We start from the raw sequence: 18,967 nt of genomic DNA, 5'->3' as shown, positions 1-18,967 counted from the left end.
CCAAGACCACTGGTCAGAGTTGCGGCGGCAGCTTTCCGTTCAACATGTCGAGCAGCCTGACCCAATTGGCACGATGCCGGTTACCGGGACCATCCTGCGCCCAACCCAAGACCCTCTTGACGCCCCCGTTGTCCTGGTAGCTGAAGGCCCGGCTGCTGTGCAGAGACAGCACGAGTTTTTCGACGTCCTCGGCATGGAGCGTAACCTGTTCGCCCGAATGGTTGGGATCGCGAAACGTCATCGAGCCCGGCAGCAGCCAGTGCGTTCCGATGCCGCCATTGCTCGAAAAAACGGGCGGTATCACGATGTCATGAAAGTAGATCTTGCTGCAGTGGGTCGTTTCGTAGAGCGTTTTGAGGTCGGCGCGCAGTTCCGCTTCCATGCCGAGCCCGAGCTGTCCACCGGCTCCAAGCACAGAGTCGAAACCGAAACTTTCGCTATAGGGCCCCGCGAGAGCGGAAACATCCGCGACGATGACGTGGAGCGGGGCGAACCTTGGCGAATTGCCGCACCCGCAAGATTTGGGTTCTCGTCTCGCCGCATCGCGCAAGGCACGATACATGGTCACTGTACCGCGATTCTCGACCGTCCCGCCGTCCGTCACCCAATAGCGTTTGGCCGTGCCGCTGCTCGGCATGATATCCACGGCGGCATCCGGAAACACAGGGGGGAAATTGGCGCTCAATGCTGCGGCCCGTGACACAGAGACGTCGGGTTCGTCGATGGTGACGATTTCCATCCCGGGCGACGTACTTGCCTGCATCGTCTGGGTCGATCCGATGTTGGTCAGCACAAGCCGCCCGCCCGCGCCCGCGCCATCCAGCAACCCCTGGCACCGGCTGGCCTGTTCCGGCAGCGAATACCCGTCGCCTCGGCGGCACGGATTTCCAGGATCGGGATAGGATCCGACGATCGACGAATTCAGCATCAATCCAAACGAGACGTCGCCCATCTTTCCCGCCCCCATTCGGCAGGCGAAGGATTCCGCCAGGATATGGCCGAGTTTGGAGCGGGCTGGTGCAAGGCCGCTCACAGAACCATCCGGCACCGCCGGCTCGCCGCATGTAAAACGTCTCCACTGAAAGCGACCGAATGTGATCCGCAGGTCGCTGGCGCGATTGATGACATCTTCAATATAAGGATGCGCCATTTCCCGCGAATAGCGCTCCCACGCCATGAAGCCGACGCCACCCCGGGAGCGCAGTTCCGCCTCGTGCAAGCCAAAATACGCAAGCGCAGCGCTCCCGCCGGAAACGCCGCTCGCCATCACCACGTCGCAGACATGTCCCGCCTCCGCCAAGCCCCTCAGCAACGAGGCGGTATAGATTGCAGCGCGTGTACCACCTCCGGAAGCCGCGATGGCGATGCGAGGCATGCCCGCTTTCAGAGGTGAGCAGTCGCCATTTTCATAATCCTGGTTCTTCATGAACGCGAGAGCATCGCGACCGCCCCCACCCTCGGCATGGACTGTGAGCTCCGGCGGTTGCACCGCGTAATAGAACGTCAGGACAATCGGCCCGACAATCAGGCCAAAGGCCAACGTTCCGACGATGACCGGATAGATCACCGCCGCCCGCTCGAAATTGCGCAGGCTCGCCAGCAGATCGTCTGCCTTTATCATGTCGCGTGAGCGAAGCTCTATCTGGCGCCGGAATTGACCGATCAGCTCCGCGGGCGTCATGAACTGAAGAGCCGTGCCGCCGCCGGCATACCCGTCTTCGTAGTGACCCCGCAGCTTCAAGCGGCCGGCGCCATGCAAACTGATCGTGCGACCTTCGCTTTCGACGCGGCTGAGTGTCGGATCACCGTGGTAGGGATAACCGACCGATATGGCGGTGCGCCAGTCGGGCTTGAGTGTGAGCATGCGCATGAGCCTGCGGGCCACAAACTGGTCGGTCCAGAAACCGTAATACCAAGCGCACGCATAAGAAAGCAGGATGTAAAGCATCAGGACCGGGTTGCCATAACCCGTGCTGCCGCCATTGAAGAGGTACGTGATGAAATGTATTTCCGCGAGCCGTGCCCCGGCGACGGCAATGACGAGAATGGAAATCACGCGCTGCGGACCGATGAAAAACATCCGGCCCAGCGTCTTCAGGATTTCCATCAGCCGCTCGAAGAGAATGCCGAGGAAGAGCAAGATCCACATGATCCCGCCGACGAAAAGGAAAGTCAGGGCAAGAAGATGGTCGGGTACGAACAGGGTCAGCAGCGACCCGGGCAGAAGGAGTTCTACCGGATAGCGAACCGGAGCGATTGCCAAGGCGGAAAAGAAGGCAGCTTTCGCCCCGCCCCCCACGAAACTGTAGCGATCCTTGGGAAGAAACAGCTCCACCTCTGGCAGGGCATCGGCCAATCCTCCATCGGCTGTCGACCTGAATAGCGCTGCGGCAAAACCGAATGCAGCAGCAAGCGCGACGGTCATCGCAAGAACGACGGCCACGCCCACGTGCAGTCGGGGTGCGGCGACCATCTCTCCGTAGACCTCGGGCAGAGAACTCCACAACAGCAATGCCAGCATCGCAACCAGACATGTCAGTTGCCCGGTCAGCAGATAGTTGTTGGCGACTTGGCGACGCTCGGCAAGAGCGTTGAGACCCAGAAAAAGCACAAGTCCGATCACCAGCAGAATGAGGTTCGGCCAATCGGTTTCCATGGTGGGGCCAAGTGCCAGCATGACGGTCAGCACCAGAAACAGCGCCGGCGCGTACCAGGGATAACGGTCCGGGGCGAGCAGTTTCCAGTAGGCGCGTCGCCTTGTCGGAAGCGGCCGGTTGGCCCACGCATCCAGACGTCGCCAGCCGCGAACGAAATCCGCAACCCTGTCGTTCAGCCAGGGATAGGCTTGCCGAACGAGAGACCGGCCGCGTGGTTGAACCTGCGTCATCACGCCATCTCCCCCTGTGGTGGCGAAAGCAAAACGTCGGCCGCCTTCTCGGCGATCATGTAGACCGCGCAGGCGAGGAAATAGCCGGGAATGCGGGGAAAGACCGACGCATCCACGATCCTCAACCCATCGACGCCATGCACCTTGAACCGGCTGTCCGTCACGCCGCCGCTGTCACGCGGCCCGATGGCGCAGGTCCCGCAGGCGTGGTGACCCCATGCGTTTTCGGCCACGTAGTTGCGCAGTGCTTCGTCGCTGTCGCGCCAGCGGCCGGGCTCTTCCTCTTCGGCAACGAGGTCGTCCATCCCTTCGGCAACTTTGCGCACGAAACGGACGCCCTTTACCATCGCATCGAGATCGCGACGGTAATCACCGCTGCCTTCGGCAAACGAATGGAACTGGATGTCCGGGTCTGTCCGCCAGTCCGAAGAACGCAGCCTCACTGTACCGGCTCGGTTTTCCGTATAGGCCTTCAGCACGACCCAGCTCAGATAGTCTTTCTTTCTGATCCGCTGCGAATAGCCTTTGTAGTAGCCGCGGAAATCACCCAGCAGCGAAAAGCAGTGGAGATCAGGCTCGTTCAGGCTGTCGCGCGATTTGAGCGCCATGGAAAACAACAGGCCGTTGCTTGTGTAGTTGCCAAGACGAAAGCGCCGCCACTTGCGGTATTCCGCGTCACGGATCGAATAGGCTGCGTTTTTAAGCGTCGCCCAGGGCTTGTTCATGCGGCTGACGACGCCGATCTCATATCGGTCCTGCAGATTGCGGCCAACGCCCGGCAGATCTTCGACGACGGCGATCTCGTGTCGAGCGAGATGAGCGGCATCGCCAATTCCCGACAGCATCAGGATCTTCGGCGATGCGAAAGCGCCGGCTGCGAGGATGACCTCTCGCCGCGCCTCAACGAAGAGTTCGTTGCCGTTCGCATCGATCGCGTGGACGCCCACGGCGCGCCTATCCTCAATCGCAATACGCGCCACCGCTGTTCTCAGCCGGATATCGAGCCTGTCGGGATACCTCGCCTTGACGTCGAGCAACCGTTCGCGCGGCCCATGCCGCACATGCCTGCGGGTGGAAAGGGGCGCGATGCGGATGCCGCTTGCGAAGGGGTTCCAGACCCGGTGCGCATTCGGATCGGTTTCCGCCGTCTCCCATTGCGTCCCGGAATGACCGAAGGCATCAGCTGCCGCGCGCACACAGCGCAGAAGCGAGCTCAACAGCAGGCGGTCGCGGATTGGTCTCAGCGGAAAAACCAGTTCCGTTTGCATCCAGCCCCACCAGCCGTGTCCGGTCGGATTGAGACCAGTGAGGAAGGAAAGCCAGCGCCAGAAAAAGATGCGGTAGCGGCAGCGTTCGATCCGTTCGAAATAGGTCTGCATATGCGGAGCCCGCCAGCTCTCGTCGCCTGTGAGGTCGCGGATATGGTTCCAGTCGCAGGCATTCGGTTTGACGATGATCATCGCATGATGGGCACTGCAGCCACCCAGCCCCTGTGCACGGGGATAGAGAATTCCGCCCTTTTCATCGCAGTACCGCCAGTCGCGTTTCTGCACGGCCGGATCCTCATAATGCCTGACATAGTAATCACGCGCCAAACCCTCGTGTTCGGACGCGAAGGCATGGAACGCCGGCACTTTATAAGCATCGGCCAGAGGCATATCGGGGTCGTCATTTGCAACCGCATCGCTGTAAGGCCGTTCGGCGAGCGGATCACCACCAGCTTCGATCACCAGAACGGTGCACCCCGCCTCCACAAGCCGCGCAGCCACGACCGCCCCACCCGCACCGGCGCCAATCACGATGTAGTCGTGGGTCGCTTCGCTCCCTGCCATGTCAAAGCTGCTTCAGAAATGAAATCAATGCGTCCTTGTCCGCCTGCGACAGATCCGAGCCGAAGGCATGTCCCGCATTGACGACGTAATCGGGGCACTTGCTGAGGGTCACGAGCCGATCGATCAGGCCGGTCTCGCGCACGACCGTCTCGGAATGGCTCCGCACCGCCGGGTCGGCGAGTTCCTGCGCGGAGCATTGCCCGCCCAGCTCTGCGAAGGCCGAAACCAGGCCGGGACCATTGGTGATCAGCCGCTTGTAAACGGGCCAGGCATCTTCGTCATGATCCGGCAAAAGCTTGGTATTGACCAGCGCATTGACCGGAAATCCCGACGGGAAGGGCCCGAGTGCAATCGATCCGTCATCCTTGAACGCCCAGGGCGCAATGCGGCTGAGCAAGCCGCTAAAGGGGCGGATCTGATCCGGCACGAAGCCTTTTGGGATGATCAGGCAGGAAGGGGCGCTGGTACGATAGATATAGCCTGGCACGGCCTCTTCGGTCGCTTTGTCCATCCGCCGCGTTTCCGGTGAAAGCATCTGCCGGATCGACGTGTCGAAGGCCGAAAGCCGGTTTTCGATACAGGGCATGTAGGGGTCTTTGGGATCCGCAGCCGGGCAGGCGCTGGGAGATCGTGGGTAGTTTCCGTTGCCGGAGTTCGCCTGCGTACCGGACGTCCCAACCGGCCCGCTTTCCGTATCCTTGCCATAACGCGGGTAGGAATAGGGGATTTCGTGCCCGACGGAATTGTTGAGGAGATAGGGCGCCGTCGACCAGAGGCTGATCAGCGAAGGCGGTCGCAAATAGCCGCGTCCGTTACCCGGTGATTGCATCGGCGTTGCTGCACCCGAAACCGGATGATGCACCGTCACTTCCTTCGGTGCAGGCAGGGTTTTGTATGTCGACGAGGTGAAGTTATCCCAGATATCGCCGGCCAGGCCATTGGTGGCGATGGCACTGCACGCATTAGTGCGCACCAGATCGATCGGCACCCTTCGTTCATTTGACAGATAGTTGTCGACGAGAAAGTCCGGTTTCTCGGCCTGCGCACGCATCAATTGTTTGAACTGCGCCGATTGTGCCCAGGCCCAGTAGCGGTCCCAGCATTCACGGTACTGCGGCCCCGCGCCGCCGCCCTCGCAGATGCCCTCGCCAACGCCGAATTCGGCCGGAGCCTTGGGTTGTTTGCTCGAATGGCACGCCGCGCAGTTTTCAGCGAAGACATCACGACCACGGGCTACCTGCTGCTGATCCAGCGCGGCCAGCAGCTCCTTTCCGCCCGGCGCGTCCTTGAGGAGATCGGAGCGACCGGTGACGAGAAAAAAGATCGCCATGTCGGCCGTCATCGTCTCGGTCGCCTGCCAATAGACGGAGTTCTTTTGTGCATCCGGAACGCGGATTGGCGATATCTTCTGGCCACCCAGGAAGGGGCGGAAGTGCAGAAGCCACTCTTCGCTGAACAGCCCGATGTTCAAGTAAACACGGTTGAGCGCCCCAAGCGTGCCGACGGAGTCAGACCCATCCTTCAGCACCCGCATCGAAGCAGACTTGCCATCCCGCTTGTTGAAGAAGGCATGCAGTGCCGCCGTCTGCGAGTAATCCTGAAACTGCTTGTTCGCCAGCTCGTCGCCGGTCAAATTTTCCCAGCCCGTACCGGATGCAATTCCAAGGCGCGCTACTGTCTCATAGACCGCATTCATCGTGCGAGGGTTGTTGATGTAATCGCTCGAAACGAGCGAGGTATCCAGCGAGCCCGGCGGATTGGTGTGGAACAGCTGGAAAAGGAAATTGCCTTCGTTGGAGGTCGGCTTATCGTCCTCGCCGCGCGGTTGCGTGTTCCAGAAGAAGATCCGGTCCACCCAGAAGTACTGCGCTCCCGGGTTCGAGGTGATCTGCGAAAACTGCGGCCTTTCCACATCCGCCGGCGGCGTGATCGGGTTCGGTCCGACATGGCAGAACGCGCAGGACATGCCGACGCGGTACGGACGCACCAGATCCTTGTCGTTGTAGTAGGAAGGGTCGTTATAGTAGCGGTCGGGGTCCCACTTTTTCGAGGCCTTCAAGTCGAAATCCGGGTTGGGAAACAGGCGCAGCCCCATGACGCCGGTCGGTTCCCCGTAATAGGAGCCGACCGGCAGGGTCACCTCCCGGGCTTCAAACTCAACCGGTTTACCCCGCGCACCCACTTCCACGCCTGGGTATCGCCTGTCCGCGTCCGGATTGCCGCCGAACGGATCGGGAGGCGTGTCAGTCCGGCGCTGGTCGAGCCACAATCCGAAGTGTTTCGGGTCCGGTCCCGTCGCCTCATCGAAGCCCGGCTCATTGACGAGCCCGAGATACCGAAAGCGATTGTCGCGGCCATAGGCCTGGCTCGGATGCGAGGAAACCGTCTTCAGAAGATCAAATGCTCCGATCGTGTTGCGCGCGGCAAAATCCCAGAAGCGATCATTGCCGCCGGTCCAGACAATCCAGGCATTCTGACCGCGGATTGCCGCCTGTCGGATCGCCTCGGGGTCAAGCCCCGTCGCGGCTGCAATCTGGCGGATTTCCTGCGGATACGCCCCTCCCTCAATCCCCTTGAGGAGACCCTTGTCCATCTCGGCGAAATAGGGCTCGGTTGCGGCTGGCAGACTGGAAACGTCGCGCCGCGCAAGCTTGGCCTCGTCCTCGACCTTGCCGAACTGATCGGATGGTGGCTGGATGAGTGACCAGACGACGAAGCCGGCCACGAACAAAAAGAGCACCACCAAAGCGGCAGCGGTCGTGACCAGCCAGAAGAGGAAACGCTTCGCTTTCTTGGTCCAACCGTGCATGCGTCCCCCTCCCCGGTTTCAAAGTGTCTTCAGATAGGCGAGCAAATTGTCCTTTTCGGCCTGCGGCAGGTCCGTGCCCCAGAGATGGCCGCCATTGCCGTTGCCCGGCAGGCTCGTGTCATAGAGAAACCCGCCCGTTTCCGGTTGCTCGGCGCTGACGAAACCCCCGTTCACCGTGTCGACGAGATCGGAGCCGCGATAAAACTGCTTCGGCCTCTGTTCCGGAGATTTGAGGAGATCGGCAAGCGTCGGAACGCTGCCATTGTGGAGATATGGCCCGCGCAACCACAGGCCCGCCATATCGACGGCCACGTAGCCTTCCGCCTTCTGGAAATGCGTGAACCCCCACCGGTAGCCAGTCTCGTAATCGGCATATCGGGACTTCGCCGCGGGGCTCCACATGTCGATGCGATGCCGATCCGTTCCGAGTTCGACAATCGGGATCGGAGATCGGTAGCGCGCACCGTTCGTGTCATGGCAGACGGCACACTGCGCCTGGTAGATTTCCTGCCCCGCATCGACGGCGGAGGCGTCAACCCGAAGGGGATCGTTCGTCTCACGACTACTCTTGAACGGCGAAGGCGGCGGCCGCTGCACCGAGGTGAAGGCGATCATCCGGTCGAGGTTTTCCTGCGTCCGCAGAAAGGTTTTGGAACTCATGCCATCGCCGATGGCGCCCGATACCGCGGTTTCGCGCACATCCGTCTGCAACCCGTCCCAATGGAGCGAGAAGGTGCGAATGTTCGTCGGGGCAAGCTCGTCCAGGTTCCACAGCGGCATCATGTCGGAATTGCCGATCGTGCCGTCGTCCGGGAGCTCGAGGTTCTGGAATTTGACGGGGTTGAAAGGATCGATGCGGCCCGGGCCCCAGTCGGGTCGAGTGTCCTGCCAAGCGAACCGCCGTGCCTGATCCTGAAATGCCTTGCGGGTTGCCGGGATCAGAACGAAACGGTAGAGCAACCTCTCATAAAGCGGCATGTCGTAGATCGTGGTGATTTCCCGCATCACCCGGTCCGCGGTGAAGCGGGCATCGGCACCGACCTTGATCAGGAAGCGGATATAGGCCTGCGGATCAACGCGCGTTCCGGCACCGGCCGAGACCAGCACGCGAGGCTCATCGGGTTTCAGCCGGTAGCTGCCCTGATGGCAGAAGGCACAGTTGGGCGAGACGCGATCGATGACACCCAGTGTCGTCACCGAAAAGCCGATCGGCACCTTGTCTCCGGCACGCCAGTACATGCCGAAGGCACCGTAGCCATCCTTGCCGTTCGGCACATGCTCCGGAAAGATCTGCGGCAGCACGCGCCAGATCCAGTAGGGCAGGCCCTGAACCTCTTCATTGCCGATCGAGCCGTGATTGAAAAGCCGGGCGAGATCCTCCGTACGAGGGGCGGCAACCGGGCGGAAAAGAAGAAGATAAACGGAAAGCGCACCCGCCACGACGACGACCAGCAGCGCCAGAAGCCCTTTCCAGAACAGCCGGTTTTTGCGCACACTCATGGGCGGCCCCCGTCGGCGAGTTCCTGTTCAAGGCGGCTGATGTTGAGGAGGCAGATCAGCGTCGGGATCGCCACCGAACCATCGAGAAGGACACCGGTGATATAGCCGATCGGCTGGTCGAACACCGTCACGGCAAGCAGGAAGAACACGACGCCGGCTGTGCGCGATGGAAAGACCTGCAGCCAGGCAAATAGCCGGTAGCGGTCGATATCGATCGACGCGGGAATATAGAAAACGGAGAGAATACCTAGCAGGAGGCCCGCGAACTGCGCCCAGATCACCTGGTTGACGACGATGCCGAACAGGGAAAGCAGCCATTCCGGGCAGAAGATCAGCGGCAGCACGAAACACAGGTTCAGGATCACGCCGATCCATACGACGATGGCGTGACGGGCCTTCCAGGTGCTGAGCGAGCGGGTCCTGATCATAGCGTCTTCATGTATTCGACGAGGGCATCCTTATCGGCTCCGGAAAGCTCCGTGCCGTAAGCTTTGCCCTCGTGTCCGCGGTTGGAATTACCGGTTTTTGAGGTGTCATAGAGAAACAGCTGATCGCCCGGTGCCGCATCGTCGGATCGATATCCGACCCGTGCCAGGTCGAGCACCTCGCTGCCGCGATACCACCGGGCCGGCCGCTGCGACGAGGGTTCGAGCAGATCCCGCAGCGTCGGTACGGACCCATTGTGCAGATAGGGTGAGCGGGCCCAGATCCCGTCGAGGGGATGGTTCGCATAGCCGTTGGTCTTGTGGAACCGCTTGAAACGCCACGGATAGCCCGCATAGAGCTGGTTCTGTGCGGCCGCAAAATCCGGTGTGTAGGAGGCCCAGCGGCCGCGATCCGTCGCGATATCGGCCAGTGCGACCGTCTGGCCGAGCCGCTTGAAATGATCGGTATTGTAGGAATAGGTTCCGCCTGTCTTCATGCCATGGCAACCGGCGCAGGTATCCGAGAACACCTCCCTGCCGCGCTCGGCAGCGTCGACATCTACCTTTGCCGGAAACTGTGGCGCGGGAAGATCCCACATCCATTGTTCGATGCGGCGGATCGACGATCGATCCACCGTTACCGGTGTCACACCTGCGCCGAGTGCTGCGCTCAGGTTGCGCTCGGCAACCGAATTGTTATTGCCGTCCCAGTGAAGGTTCATTCCCTCCCGCGGCCGTTGCTGCCAGATCGACGGATAATCGGAGCTTCCGTTCAGCGCTGCATCACTGATCGATGCAGCGTCCATCGGAAAGTTGAACTGCAGGCTTTTGTAGGGGTTGAATGTATCGACCCGCCCGGGCCCCCATTTCTCCTGCCGCGCAACAAATGTCAGCCGTTTGCCGAGATCTGCGAATGCCGCCTGGAGGCGCGGAAAGATGACATAGCGATACACCACCCGCTCGAACGCATTGAGATGACCGCCGACTTCTGGACTGTTGATCGCGGCGATCAGCCGGTCGGCGGTAAACCCGGGATCCGACCCGAGGTCGATGAAGAAGAGAATGAATTCCTGAAGCCGCAAATTGTTTGAAGGTGCACCGTAGACCAGATGCCGCTCCGTCTGGTTCGGAAGCGTGTAGGTTCCGACATGACAAACCGAGCAGTTCAGCCAGACGCGATCGACTCCGGACACGATACGCCTGGAGACGCCGATCGGCAGGTCGTCGCCCGGCTCCTCGTAAAGCATGCCGAAATGACCCCATCCGGCCGGCCCAAGCTTGTCAGCATACATCACCGGCAGCGCCTTGAAGACCCAGTAGGGTGGCCCGGTCGATGCCTCGCTGCCAATCGAGCCGTAGAGGAAATGATCTTCCTGGTTTCGGAACGCGACGACATACTGGTTGACGAAAACGAGCCAGTAGACGATCGCTGCGAGCACAAGCACTGCGATCACCACGACGATTTTCCGCTTGCGCCCGAGGACGATCTCGACCGGGGTCAGCGGATCGTTGAGATCACTCATGGCTCCGCCTCCACCGCCTGAGGTGGTGTCGCCACAACGCTTCCCGCAAAGGCCGGCGGCGTAAACACCGACATGACCTCGTCGATCATGTGCTGATGCCGGGCCTCAAACGTTGCCCCGGGATACCGTTTTACCTCGTAGCAGCCGAGAGGGTTCTCCAGATCATTGAGAAGACACTTGTTGCAATAGGTGCACTCGCGGCCTTTGTCCGGGCCATTCTGGGTCTTGAGGATCTTCGGCAAATCATTGTTGGCAATCAACGGTCTTGCCATGCTGACGGCATCGCAGGCGCCGCTGCGGATCGCCTCGCCGATCACATCGGCATGCTGAAAACCGCCCGTACAGAGAACCTTGACGCTTTGATCGATGCCCCGGACCGCTTCCGTGACAGCGCGGGCATAATCGAGGTTGATGCCTTCGATGACTTTCCCCCGCCGGAAACGCCACCAGGCCACAAATGCAGGTCCCAGGACCGGATTCGAAAAGATCGAATAGTTGAAACGCGCCCTTGTGCCTTGCGAAAGCATGCCGTCATACCAGCGCCGCAGGTCGTTCAGGGGCAGATCACCCGGCGGGTTGCGGGGGTGCGGGAAGGTCGACCCGCTGGAAATATGGAAGGCATCGACACCCTTGCCGCCATCCAGGAGGAGGGTACAGATCTTGACCGTCTCGTCGAGCGTATTGCCCTTCCTGATCCAGGGATAGAGCCAGTCGTTGTGATCGACCCCGTTGATCTTCATCTGCAGGTGAAAGTCCTGACCGACCTCGCGGCGAATGGCGCGAACGATCTCCAGAACGAACCGCGCCCGCCCTTCCCAGTCGCCGCCATATTCGTCGGTGCGGTCATTGATGCCGCTGCTGAGAAACTGCGTGATGAGATAGCCGTTGGCGCCATGCAGCTCGACACCGTCGAGACCGGCCTCTTTGGCCCGGCGCGCGCCCTGGGCAAACTGCTCGACGACAGTGCGAATATCCTCCCTGCTCATCGCTTCGGCGAGCAGGCCGTGAAAGTAATCGCTTTTGTTCGTTGAGCTCAGTCCCCTTTTGTAGAGGTTTTCAGCACCGCCCATGTCCTGCTGGCGGCCCGAATGACTGAGCTGCATCAAGAACCGACAGTTGTGAGCGTGCACCCGGTCGCCGATCGCCCTCCAGAACGGGATCTTGTCATCATCATCGATCATCGCGTAGCGCACGAGGATTCTCCCACGCACGGAGACCGGCGTGAAGGACGAGATGATACAGCCGACCCCGCCGCGGGCGAATTTCTCCTCCCAATTCAGACGCGCAGATCCGCCGTGACCGTTGTAATCGTCGAACTGCCCCGAGACATTCGATCGGAAAAGACGGTTTTTCACCGTCAAAGAGCGGAATTTCAGCTCCTGGAAAATCTGTCTGGAATTGTCTTCGTGAGTGTACTGCTGATCGTCATGCATCATCGTTCGCCCGCTGAGTTAAGTGGACGCCAAATTCAAAGGTCAGAATTTTTGGATGCTATGCGTAAAATGCTTGTGACTGATGATCACGTTATTGCAATTTTATCGAGCTTGCAACGGGAATATGCAACCCCGAAACTGGCTTCAATTCTCGAAGGTGAACTGTCGGGAGCGATCTTCTAACGACGGTTTTTCGAACGTGAGGCAAGCACGTTTCGGATGGAAAAGCTGGAATGGATCCGCAAAACCCCGGGAAGTGCCGACAGGATTTCCTTGTGGATGCGCTCGAACGCGCCGGCGCTCGCAACTTCCACCCTCAGGATATAATCCGAGCCACCGGTCATCAGGAAGCATTCCTGAATTTCCGGATGTTTCCTCACAGCAGCTTCGAACCGGTTGAGGTAATCCTCGGTCTGCCGCTCCAGCGTGATGTTAATAATCACGGCGATGGCGCTCTCGATCTGGCCATTGTCGATCAGCGCCGTATACCCGCGGATGACGCCGGCTTCTTCCAGGAGCTTGACGCGCCTGAGACACGCGGAGGCAGACAACCCGACTTCCGCGGCCAGTGCCGCGTTGCTGATCCGCCCGTTCAGACGAAGGAGCCGGAGAAGGTTGCGGTCGATCGCATCTATCGCTTCCATGCATATTCTTTCAAAACACGACAGAATTCACCAGAATATCGGTATTCGTCGCACATCCTGTCATCAAATAAGCACCAAACTCACCGAATATTCAAATAATCTGCTCTCACAGGGAGGGCAGCAGCATGGATATTTCGTCCTCGTTTGGTGACGCCGAAGTACAGTTCGTTGCCGAGGGTGCATCGGGATACCTGACAATCGATCTGGGTGCCCTCCGGCGCAACTACGAAACGCTCGTCGCCATGCTTCGACCGGCACGCTGCGCAGCGGTCGTGAAGGCTAATGCCTATGGACTTGGTGCAACGGTCGTATCAAGAACGCTCGGCGATGCCGGATGCCAGGACTTTTTCGTGGCCCAGTTCGTCGAGGCCATCAGGCTCAAGGATACTCTCCCTGCCGATGCACGTCTCTATGTCTTGAACGGACTGCAGCCCGGAAACGAAGAGCGCTGCGCTGCCGACGGCATCATCCCTGTCCTGAACTCTTTGCCTCAGTTGCGCCGCTGGTCTGAGCTCGCCCGTCAGGTTGGCCGATCGCTCCCCGCAGTTTTGCAGGTCGACAGCGGCATGTCCCGTCTCGGTTTGTCGCCGGAAGAATGCAGCATCCTGTCCCGGGAAATGAACGAGCATGCCGGCTTGGAATTCCAGTTCGTCATGAGCCATCTCGCATGCGCCGACGAAGGCGGACACCTTATGAACGGCGAGCAGCTGGCGGAATTTGAAAGACTTTCTGGTCTGTTTCCGGGAATTCGGATTTGCCTCGCCAATTCCGGTGGCATCTTTCTAGGAGGCGATTTCCACCACACGCTGGCGCGGCCCGGCATTGCGCTTTACGGCGGCAACCCGACCGTCGGAGCTCCAAACCCGATGGAGCCGGTCGTCAGACTCGATGTCGCCGTGGTCCAGACACGTACCGTGCCGACCGGAACCCGGATCGGCTATGGCGGATCGCATATTGCTGACCGAGAGATGCATCTGGCAACGATCGCAGCCGGTTATGCGGACGGCCTGCCCCGTGCCCTCAGCGGCACGGGTGCAGTGTATCACGCTGGCGTACGACTGCCGATCGTCGGGCGGGTTTCCATGGACAGCATCATCATCGATGTCAGCGCGCTGCCAAAGGATACTTTGACACTCGGCAGTCTCGTCGAGGTGGTCGGGGAACACCAGACGCTGGAAGCGATTGCCGAGGCCGCCGGAACGATATCCTATGAGATACTCACGGGCCTAGGGCACCGTTACCAAAGACTATACCGCCAAGTTCAGCTGCAAGACGTCTAGGGGAATGCCATGAAAGTCATCGTACTCGGCGCCGGCGTCATCGGCACGACCACCGCCTATCAACTGGCCAAGGCCGGCCACGAGGTCGTCGTTGTTGATCGCCAGACAGGCCCTGCGCTCGAAACAAGTTTCGCCAATGCCGGCGAAGTCTCGTTCGGTTACTGCTCTCCCTGGGCGGCACCGGGCATTCCGCGAAAGGCACTCAAGTGGATCTTCATGGAGCACGCGCCGCTGATCCTGCGCCCGAAACTTGATCGCGCCATGCTGTCGTGGATGTTCAAGATGCTGTCGAACTGCACCTCGGAGCGCTACGCGATCAACAAAAGCCGGATGCTGCGACTTTCCGATTACAGCCGGATCTGCCTTGCAGATGTCCGGGATGAAACCGGGATCGATTACGACGCGCGCATGCAGGGAACGCTGCAGCTGTTTCGCACACAGCAGCAGCTCGACGCCTCCGCAAAGGACGTCAAGGCGCTCGCGGCCGATGGCATTCCCTATGAAGTGCTCGATCCCGAAGGCTGTATCCGGGTAGAACCGGCGCTCGCCCATGTGCGCGAAAAGATCGTCGGCGGACTTCTGACGCCCAAAGACGAGACCGGCGACTGCTTCAAGTTCACCAATCTTCTCGCCGCCAAGGCCGAAGCGCTCGGCGTCCGGTTTGCCTATGGTACGACCATCAAACGGCTCGATGTCGAAGGCGGTAAGGTCAGGGGTGTCGTGACGGACCGCGAAACGCTACGCGGTGATGCGGTCGTGGTTGCTCTCGGCAGCTACTCGCCACTGATCGTGAAAGACCACGGCATCGATCTGCCGGTCTATCCGGTCAAGGGCTATTCCCTGACCATCCCGATCAAGGATGCCAGCCGCGCGCCGGAATCGACGATCATGGACGAGACCTACAAGATCGCCATCACGCGGCTGGGCGACCGCATCCGGGTGGGCGGCATGGCCGAAATTTCCGGCTATACGAACGATCTCGGTGCGCCGCGCAGGCGTACGCTCGAACATTCCGTGACCGACCTTTTCCCCGGCGGCGATATCACCAAGGCGTCGTTCTGGTCGGGTCTTCGCCCGATGACTCCGGATGGCACGCCGGTGATCGGAGCAACTAAGATCAGTGGTCTCTACCTCAATACCGGGCACGGAACGCTGGGCTGGACGATGAGCTGTGGCTCGGCGAGGGTGATCAGCGATCTCGTCAGCGGCAAAACGCCCGACATCGATGCAACCGACCTTGCCTATGCGCGATACGCGCGCCGCTGATCGGCGTCGCACGCAAACGCGGAGCCGAGAGCAAGTTCAGGAAAGGCGCTTGTCCGCGAATTCGCTTCTGACGATGCCGTGCCGCTGCAGCTTGTCGTAGAAAGTCTTGCGGGGAATGCCGAGCGCCGCAATCGTCTGCTGCACATCGCCATCGCACGCCGTCAGCGTTTCACGAATGATCTCGGCTTCGTATCGCTCCAGCCGCTGGGGCAGCGAACCCGTTTCCGGATCGGCTGATTGCTGAGCGGGAGAGCTTGTCGGATCGAGCCCCAGAACCACACGCTCGGCAAAATGGGACAACTCGCGGACGTTGCCGGGCCAGTGATGGTCGCGCAGGTATTGGCCGATTGTTGGCGTGATCGAGGGCGCTTCCCGATCGAAGCGGGTTGCGGCACGATCTGCGAAATAGCTGAACAACAGGGGAATATCGTCCCGCCGCTCCCGCAGGGGCGGAATGGCGATCGTAACGACGTTCAACCGGAAATAGAGGTCCTCCCGAAACGTCTCGCGCTGAGCCTGATCGCCCAGATCCACCTTGGACGCGGCGATGATCCGCAGATCCACGGGACGCACTTCGTTTGTCCCGAGCGGCATCACCTCGCGCATCTCCAGCACGCGCAGCATCTGCACCTGCGCAGACATCGGCATGCTCTCGATCTCATCGAGAAAAAGCGTGCCGCCGCTCGAGTGCTCGATGCGACCGATGCGCTTTTTCTGCGCGCCGGTGAAGGCGCCCGGTTCGTGACCGAACAGCTCGCTTTCGATCACCTGCTGCGGCAAGGCGCCGCAATTGAGCGCCACGAAGTTCCCGGCTGCACGGCGGCTCCATCCATGCAGAAGACCGGCAACGATTTCCTTGCCGCTTCCGGTCTCGCCGGTGACGAGGACATCGATATCGGTATCGGCGATCTGGCGAAGCATGTTGCGTAGCCGCTGCATGACCGGTGTCTGGCCGATCAACGGGGATTCCTGGCTGGAACTTTGAGCCGCTGCGCGCAGCCGGCGGTTTTCCAGTGTCAGACGTCGCTTTTCAGCAGCGCGCCGGACGCATTGCACAAGCCTGTCCGTCGCAAACGGCTTGGCAAGGAAGTCGTAGACGCCGCTTTGGATGGCCTTCACAGCCATTGGAATATCGCCGTGGCCGGTCATCAGAATGACCGGCAGCTCTTCGTCCAGACTGCGGAGGCGGTCGTAAAGTTCGAGACCATCGAGCCCCGGCATGCGGATGTCGGAGACGACGATGCCCGGGAAGTCGGCGGAAATTTTAGACAGGGCGTCCGTGGCCGAGGTGAACGCGATCGGCTCGAAACCGGCAAGCTCCAGCGTCTGGCCTGTGGCGCGCAGGAGATCGGCGTCGTCGTCTATCAGAATGACCGGCACCGCGCCCATGTCAGGCTCTGTCATGATCGTTTTCCTCATCAGCTCTCACGAGCGATATTGTAAAGCAGGTCCGTCCATCGCGGCTCTCGACCTCGATGCGCCCGCCGTAATCGGTGACGATGTCTTTGGAGATGACGAGGCCGAGCCCCAGCCCTTTTTCCTTCGACGAGTTGAAGGGCTCGAACAGGGCCTCGAGAATCTGCGGCGCGATGCCGGGACCGTTATCGCAGACATGCACCAGCACCCGATCGGGAGACACATCCGTCGTCACCTGGATCAACGCATCCGGCCGGCCCTCAACAGCCTCCAGCGCATTCTGGAACAGATTGATAAACACCTGTTCCAGCCGCAACCGGCTCCCCATCACGACCAGCCCGCTTTGCGGCGGCATGATCTTCAGCGTATCCATTCGTCCCGTGAAGCGGCTGCGAACCAGCATTGTCGCACCGTCGAAGACTTCCTGCAGCAGGACCGGTTCCGGAGCCGGTCGACCTTTGCGCGCAAGTGCCTTCAGATCATCCGTAATCGCACCGATCCGTTCCGTGAGAGACGCGATGTGATCCAGATTTTCGACCGCAATCTCGGCCCTGCCCCGTTCGAGCAGTACCTTGGAATTGTCCGCATAGGCGCGGATCGTTGCGACAGGCTGGTTGATCTCGTGGGCGACACCGGCTGCAACCTGGCCGAGGATGGCAAGCCTGTTGGCCTGCACCAGATCCTGCTGGACGGACTGCAGCCGGCTCTCGGTCTGCTTGTGATCCATGATCTCCGCCTCCAGCCTGTCACGCGCCAGACTGAGGTCGATCGTGCGCGCCGCAACCCGATTTTCGAGATCTTCCCGCGCAAGCCTCTGCTGGGCAATCGCCATTTCGGTCACTTGCCGACGTCGCAGCAGGAACGCTGCCAGCGCCAATAGTGTCGTTACGACCAGGATCGCCATCAGCCGTGTTTCGCGAAGCGCATCCGACATCGCCTTGGAAATTGGCAGAAGATATTCGAAGCGCCAGGGGGTCGACGGGATCGGGGTCGTGATCTCCAGGAAGTCTTCTGCTCCCGCGCCTCCCGGAAGAATAGCCTGCAGCGTCCGCGCGTTGTCTCCGACCGGCTGCTGACCGATGAATGGCAGGGGAAGAAGCGGCGCATCGCCGAATTGCAGACTTTGGCGAATGGCGCCGAGATCGTCCGGATCCAGCGGCTGGGTCGTCATGAACCGCCAGGATGGGAGGCTGGTGATCAGTACGACGTTGCTGGAATCAACAACAAACGAAGGGCGCTGCGAGTTGCGCCAGTCCGCTTCCAGCTGATCGAACTCCATCTTTGCAACGACCACCCCGAGCGGCGCTTCGGCCGGACCGACGCGTTGCGAGATGTAGAGACCGGGCCGTTTGCTGACGCTGCCGAGTGCGAAATGTTCAGCCGCCCCCTCCTGCATCGCCCGCGTGAAATAGGCACGGAACGTATAGTCGTTGCCGACGAAGCTTGTTGGCTCCCGCCAATTGCTCGACGAGATCGCAATCCCGTCCGGGCCAACGACATAGATCACGCTGGCATTGGTCTTGACAACCAGGTCTTCGAGTTTGGCATCCAGTGCCTCTCTCTTCGCGATAGCCGCATCGGCGCTCAGGTCGACCAAAGCGTCGCGGACCTCGCGGTCACCGGCCAGAAGCAACGGTAGCGCCCGCGGTCGCTCGAGCACGGCCTGCAGAAGAGCAACCTTCAAGTCCGCATCCGTTCGAGCCTGCGCTTTAAGTCGCGTTAAAGCTGATGCGCGGCCGTAGCGCTCGACCGCAAACCCTGCGGCGACCACGATGCTGATCGCAGCGACGCCAAACACGATCCAGGCCAGCCGAAACTTCCGAACCAGGTGCTCAGCAGGGTGAGGATCGTTTGTGTAGGACATCGCCCCTATGAGCATAATTTCGCACAAACATCAAGGACGAGTGCGGTACTCCGCACAAATCGCTTTACCCGACACCTGGTTAAGATAA

General features: G+C 60.5%; 13 protein-coding genes. 3 read left to right on the top strand and 10 right to left on the bottom strand.

The window, feature by feature from the left end; all coding sequences use genetic code 11:
* Nucleotides 1–13: 13 nt before the first annotated feature.
* From G6K99_RS18980 to G6K99_RS18950, 7 genes are read right to left on the bottom strand one after another with little or no spacing between them, the layout of a single operon-like run.
* Entirely contained in the window at nucleotides 14–2,887 is a 2,874-nt protein-coding gene (locus tag G6K99_RS18980) for an ABC transporter permease (RefSeq protein ID WP_174197488.1), read from the bottom strand.
* Nucleotides 2,887–4,719, bottom strand: coding sequence for a GMC family oxidoreductase (locus G6K99_RS18975; RefSeq protein WP_174197487.1), 1,833 nt, complete (start codon nucleotides 4,717–4,719; stop codon nucleotides 2,887–2,889). Before G6K99_RS18975 ends, G6K99_RS18980 begins: the two co-directional genes overlap by 1 nt.
* Nucleotide 4,720: 1 nt before the next feature.
* Complete coding sequence (locus tag G6K99_RS18970; protein ID WP_174197486.1) at nucleotides 4,721–7,528, bottom strand: c-type cytochrome; 2,808 nt, start codon at nucleotides 7,526–7,528, stop codon at nucleotides 4,721–4,723.
* An 18-nt stretch (nucleotides 7,529–7,546) separates the two neighbouring features.
* Nucleotides 7,547–9,028 (bottom strand): cytochrome c, encoded by a 1,482-nt coding sequence (locus G6K99_RS18965; RefSeq protein ID WP_174197485.1) that lies wholly within the window; start codon nucleotides 9,026–9,028, stop codon nucleotides 7,547–7,549.
* Complete coding sequence (locus G6K99_RS18960) at nucleotides 9,025–9,456, bottom strand: hypothetical protein (RefSeq protein ID WP_174197484.1); 432 nt, start codon at nucleotides 9,454–9,456, stop codon at nucleotides 9,025–9,027. The genes G6K99_RS18965 and G6K99_RS18960 overlap by 4 nt, the downstream gene beginning before the upstream one ends.
* Entirely contained in the window at nucleotides 9,453–10,976 is a 1,524-nt protein-coding gene (locus G6K99_RS18955) for a c-type cytochrome (RefSeq protein WP_174197483.1), read from the bottom strand. The genes G6K99_RS18960 and G6K99_RS18955 overlap by 4 nt, the downstream gene beginning before the upstream one ends.
* Nucleotides 10,973–12,409 (bottom strand): NADH:flavin oxidoreductase, encoded by a 1,437-nt coding sequence (locus G6K99_RS18950; protein WP_174197482.1) that lies wholly within the window; start codon nucleotides 12,407–12,409, stop codon nucleotides 10,973–10,975. Before G6K99_RS18950 ends, G6K99_RS18955 begins: the two co-directional genes overlap by 4 nt.
* Here G6K99_RS18950 and G6K99_RS18945 point away from each other — a divergent pair.
* Complete coding sequence (locus tag G6K99_RS18945; RefSeq protein WP_174197481.1) at nucleotides 12,383–12,592, top strand: hypothetical protein; 210 nt, start codon at nucleotides 12,383–12,385, stop codon at nucleotides 12,590–12,592. The two genes, G6K99_RS18950 and G6K99_RS18945, sit on opposite strands and share 27 nt — an antisense overlap.
* On the opposite strand, the gene G6K99_RS18940 is transcribed toward G6K99_RS18945, so the two are convergent.
* Nucleotides 12,589–13,053, bottom strand: coding sequence for an Lrp/AsnC family transcriptional regulator (locus G6K99_RS18940; protein ID WP_062458837.1), 465 nt, complete (start codon nucleotides 13,051–13,053; stop codon nucleotides 12,589–12,591). The genes G6K99_RS18945 and G6K99_RS18940 overlap by 4 nt on opposite strands.
* A gap of 125 nt (nucleotides 13,054–13,178) precedes the next feature.
* Here G6K99_RS18940 and alr point away from each other — a divergent pair, with 125 nt between their 5' ends.
* A complete protein-coding gene (gene alr, locus G6K99_RS18935; RefSeq protein ID WP_174197480.1) occupies nucleotides 13,179–14,333 on the top strand; it encodes an alanine racemase in 1,155 nt (384 codons plus the stop codon).
* 9 nt (nucleotides 14,334–14,342) lie between these two features.
* Nucleotides 14,343–15,599, top strand: coding sequence for a D-amino acid dehydrogenase (locus G6K99_RS18930; RefSeq protein WP_174197479.1), 1,257 nt, complete (start codon nucleotides 14,343–14,345; stop codon nucleotides 15,597–15,599).
* 36 nt (nucleotides 15,600–15,635) lie between these two features.
* Here the strand turns inward: G6K99_RS18930 and G6K99_RS18925 are convergent, their stop codons facing one another.
* Together G6K99_RS18925 and G6K99_RS18920 are read right to left on the bottom strand one after the other, a co-directional pair.
* Complete coding sequence (locus G6K99_RS18925) at nucleotides 15,636–17,003, bottom strand: sigma-54 dependent transcriptional regulator (RefSeq protein ID WP_174197478.1); 1,368 nt, start codon at nucleotides 17,001–17,003, stop codon at nucleotides 15,636–15,638.
* Nucleotides 16,990–18,906 (bottom strand): ATP-binding protein, encoded by a 1,917-nt coding sequence (locus G6K99_RS18920; RefSeq protein ID WP_371816241.1) that lies wholly within the window; start codon nucleotides 18,904–18,906, stop codon nucleotides 16,990–16,992. The genes G6K99_RS18925 and G6K99_RS18920 overlap by 14 nt, the downstream gene beginning before the upstream one ends.
* Nucleotides 18,907–18,967 lie beyond the last annotated feature (61 nt).

The organism is Neorhizobium sp. AL 9.2.2 (assembly GCF_013317225.1).
GTDB classification, from domain to species: domain Bacteria; phylum Pseudomonadota; class Alphaproteobacteria; order Rhizobiales; family Rhizobiaceae; genus Neorhizobium; species Neorhizobium soli.
This window is presented reverse-complemented; position numbering and strand designations above follow the sequence as displayed.

Excerpts from the sequence above, each read along its gene's own strand:
- G6K99_RS18975 (WP_174197487.1), bottom strand. The coding sequence starts at position 4,719 with ATGGCAGGGAGCGAAGCGACCCACGACTACATCGTGATTGGCGCCGGT.
- G6K99_RS18950 (WP_174197482.1), bottom strand. The coding sequence starts at position 12,409 with ATGCATGACGATCAGCAGTACACTCACGAAGACAATTCCAGACAGATT.
- G6K99_RS18965 (WP_174197485.1), bottom strand. The coding sequence starts at position 9,028 with ATGAGTGTGCGCAAAAACCGGCTGTTCTGGAAAGGGCTTCTGGCGCTG.
- G6K99_RS18925 (WP_174197478.1), bottom strand. The coding sequence starts at position 17,003 with ATGACAGAGCCTGACATGGGCGCGGTGCCGGTCATTCTGATAGACGAC.
- G6K99_RS18930 (WP_174197479.1), top strand. The coding sequence starts at position 14,343 with ATGAAAGTCATCGTACTCGGCGCCGGCGTCATCGGCACGACCACCGCC.
- G6K99_RS18980 (WP_174197488.1), bottom strand. The coding sequence starts at position 2,887 with ATGACGCAGGTTCAACCACGCGGCCGGTCTCTCGTTCGGCAAGCCTAT.
- G6K99_RS18970 (WP_174197486.1), bottom strand. The coding sequence starts at position 7,528 with ATGCACGGTTGGACCAAGAAAGCGAAGCGTTTCCTCTTCTGGCTGGTC.
- G6K99_RS18940 (WP_062458837.1), bottom strand. The coding sequence starts at position 13,053 with ATGGAAGCGATAGATGCGATCGACCGCAACCTTCTCCGGCTCCTTCGT.
- G6K99_RS18955 (WP_174197483.1), bottom strand. The coding sequence starts at position 10,976 with ATGAGTGATCTCAACGATCCGCTGACCCCGGTCGAGATCGTCCTCGGG.
- G6K99_RS18960 (WP_174197484.1), bottom strand. The coding sequence starts at position 9,456 with ATGATCAGGACCCGCTCGCTCAGCACCTGGAAGGCCCGTCACGCCATC.
- alr (WP_174197480.1), top strand. The coding sequence starts at position 13,179 with ATGGATATTTCGTCCTCGTTTGGTGACGCCGAAGTACAGTTCGTTGCC.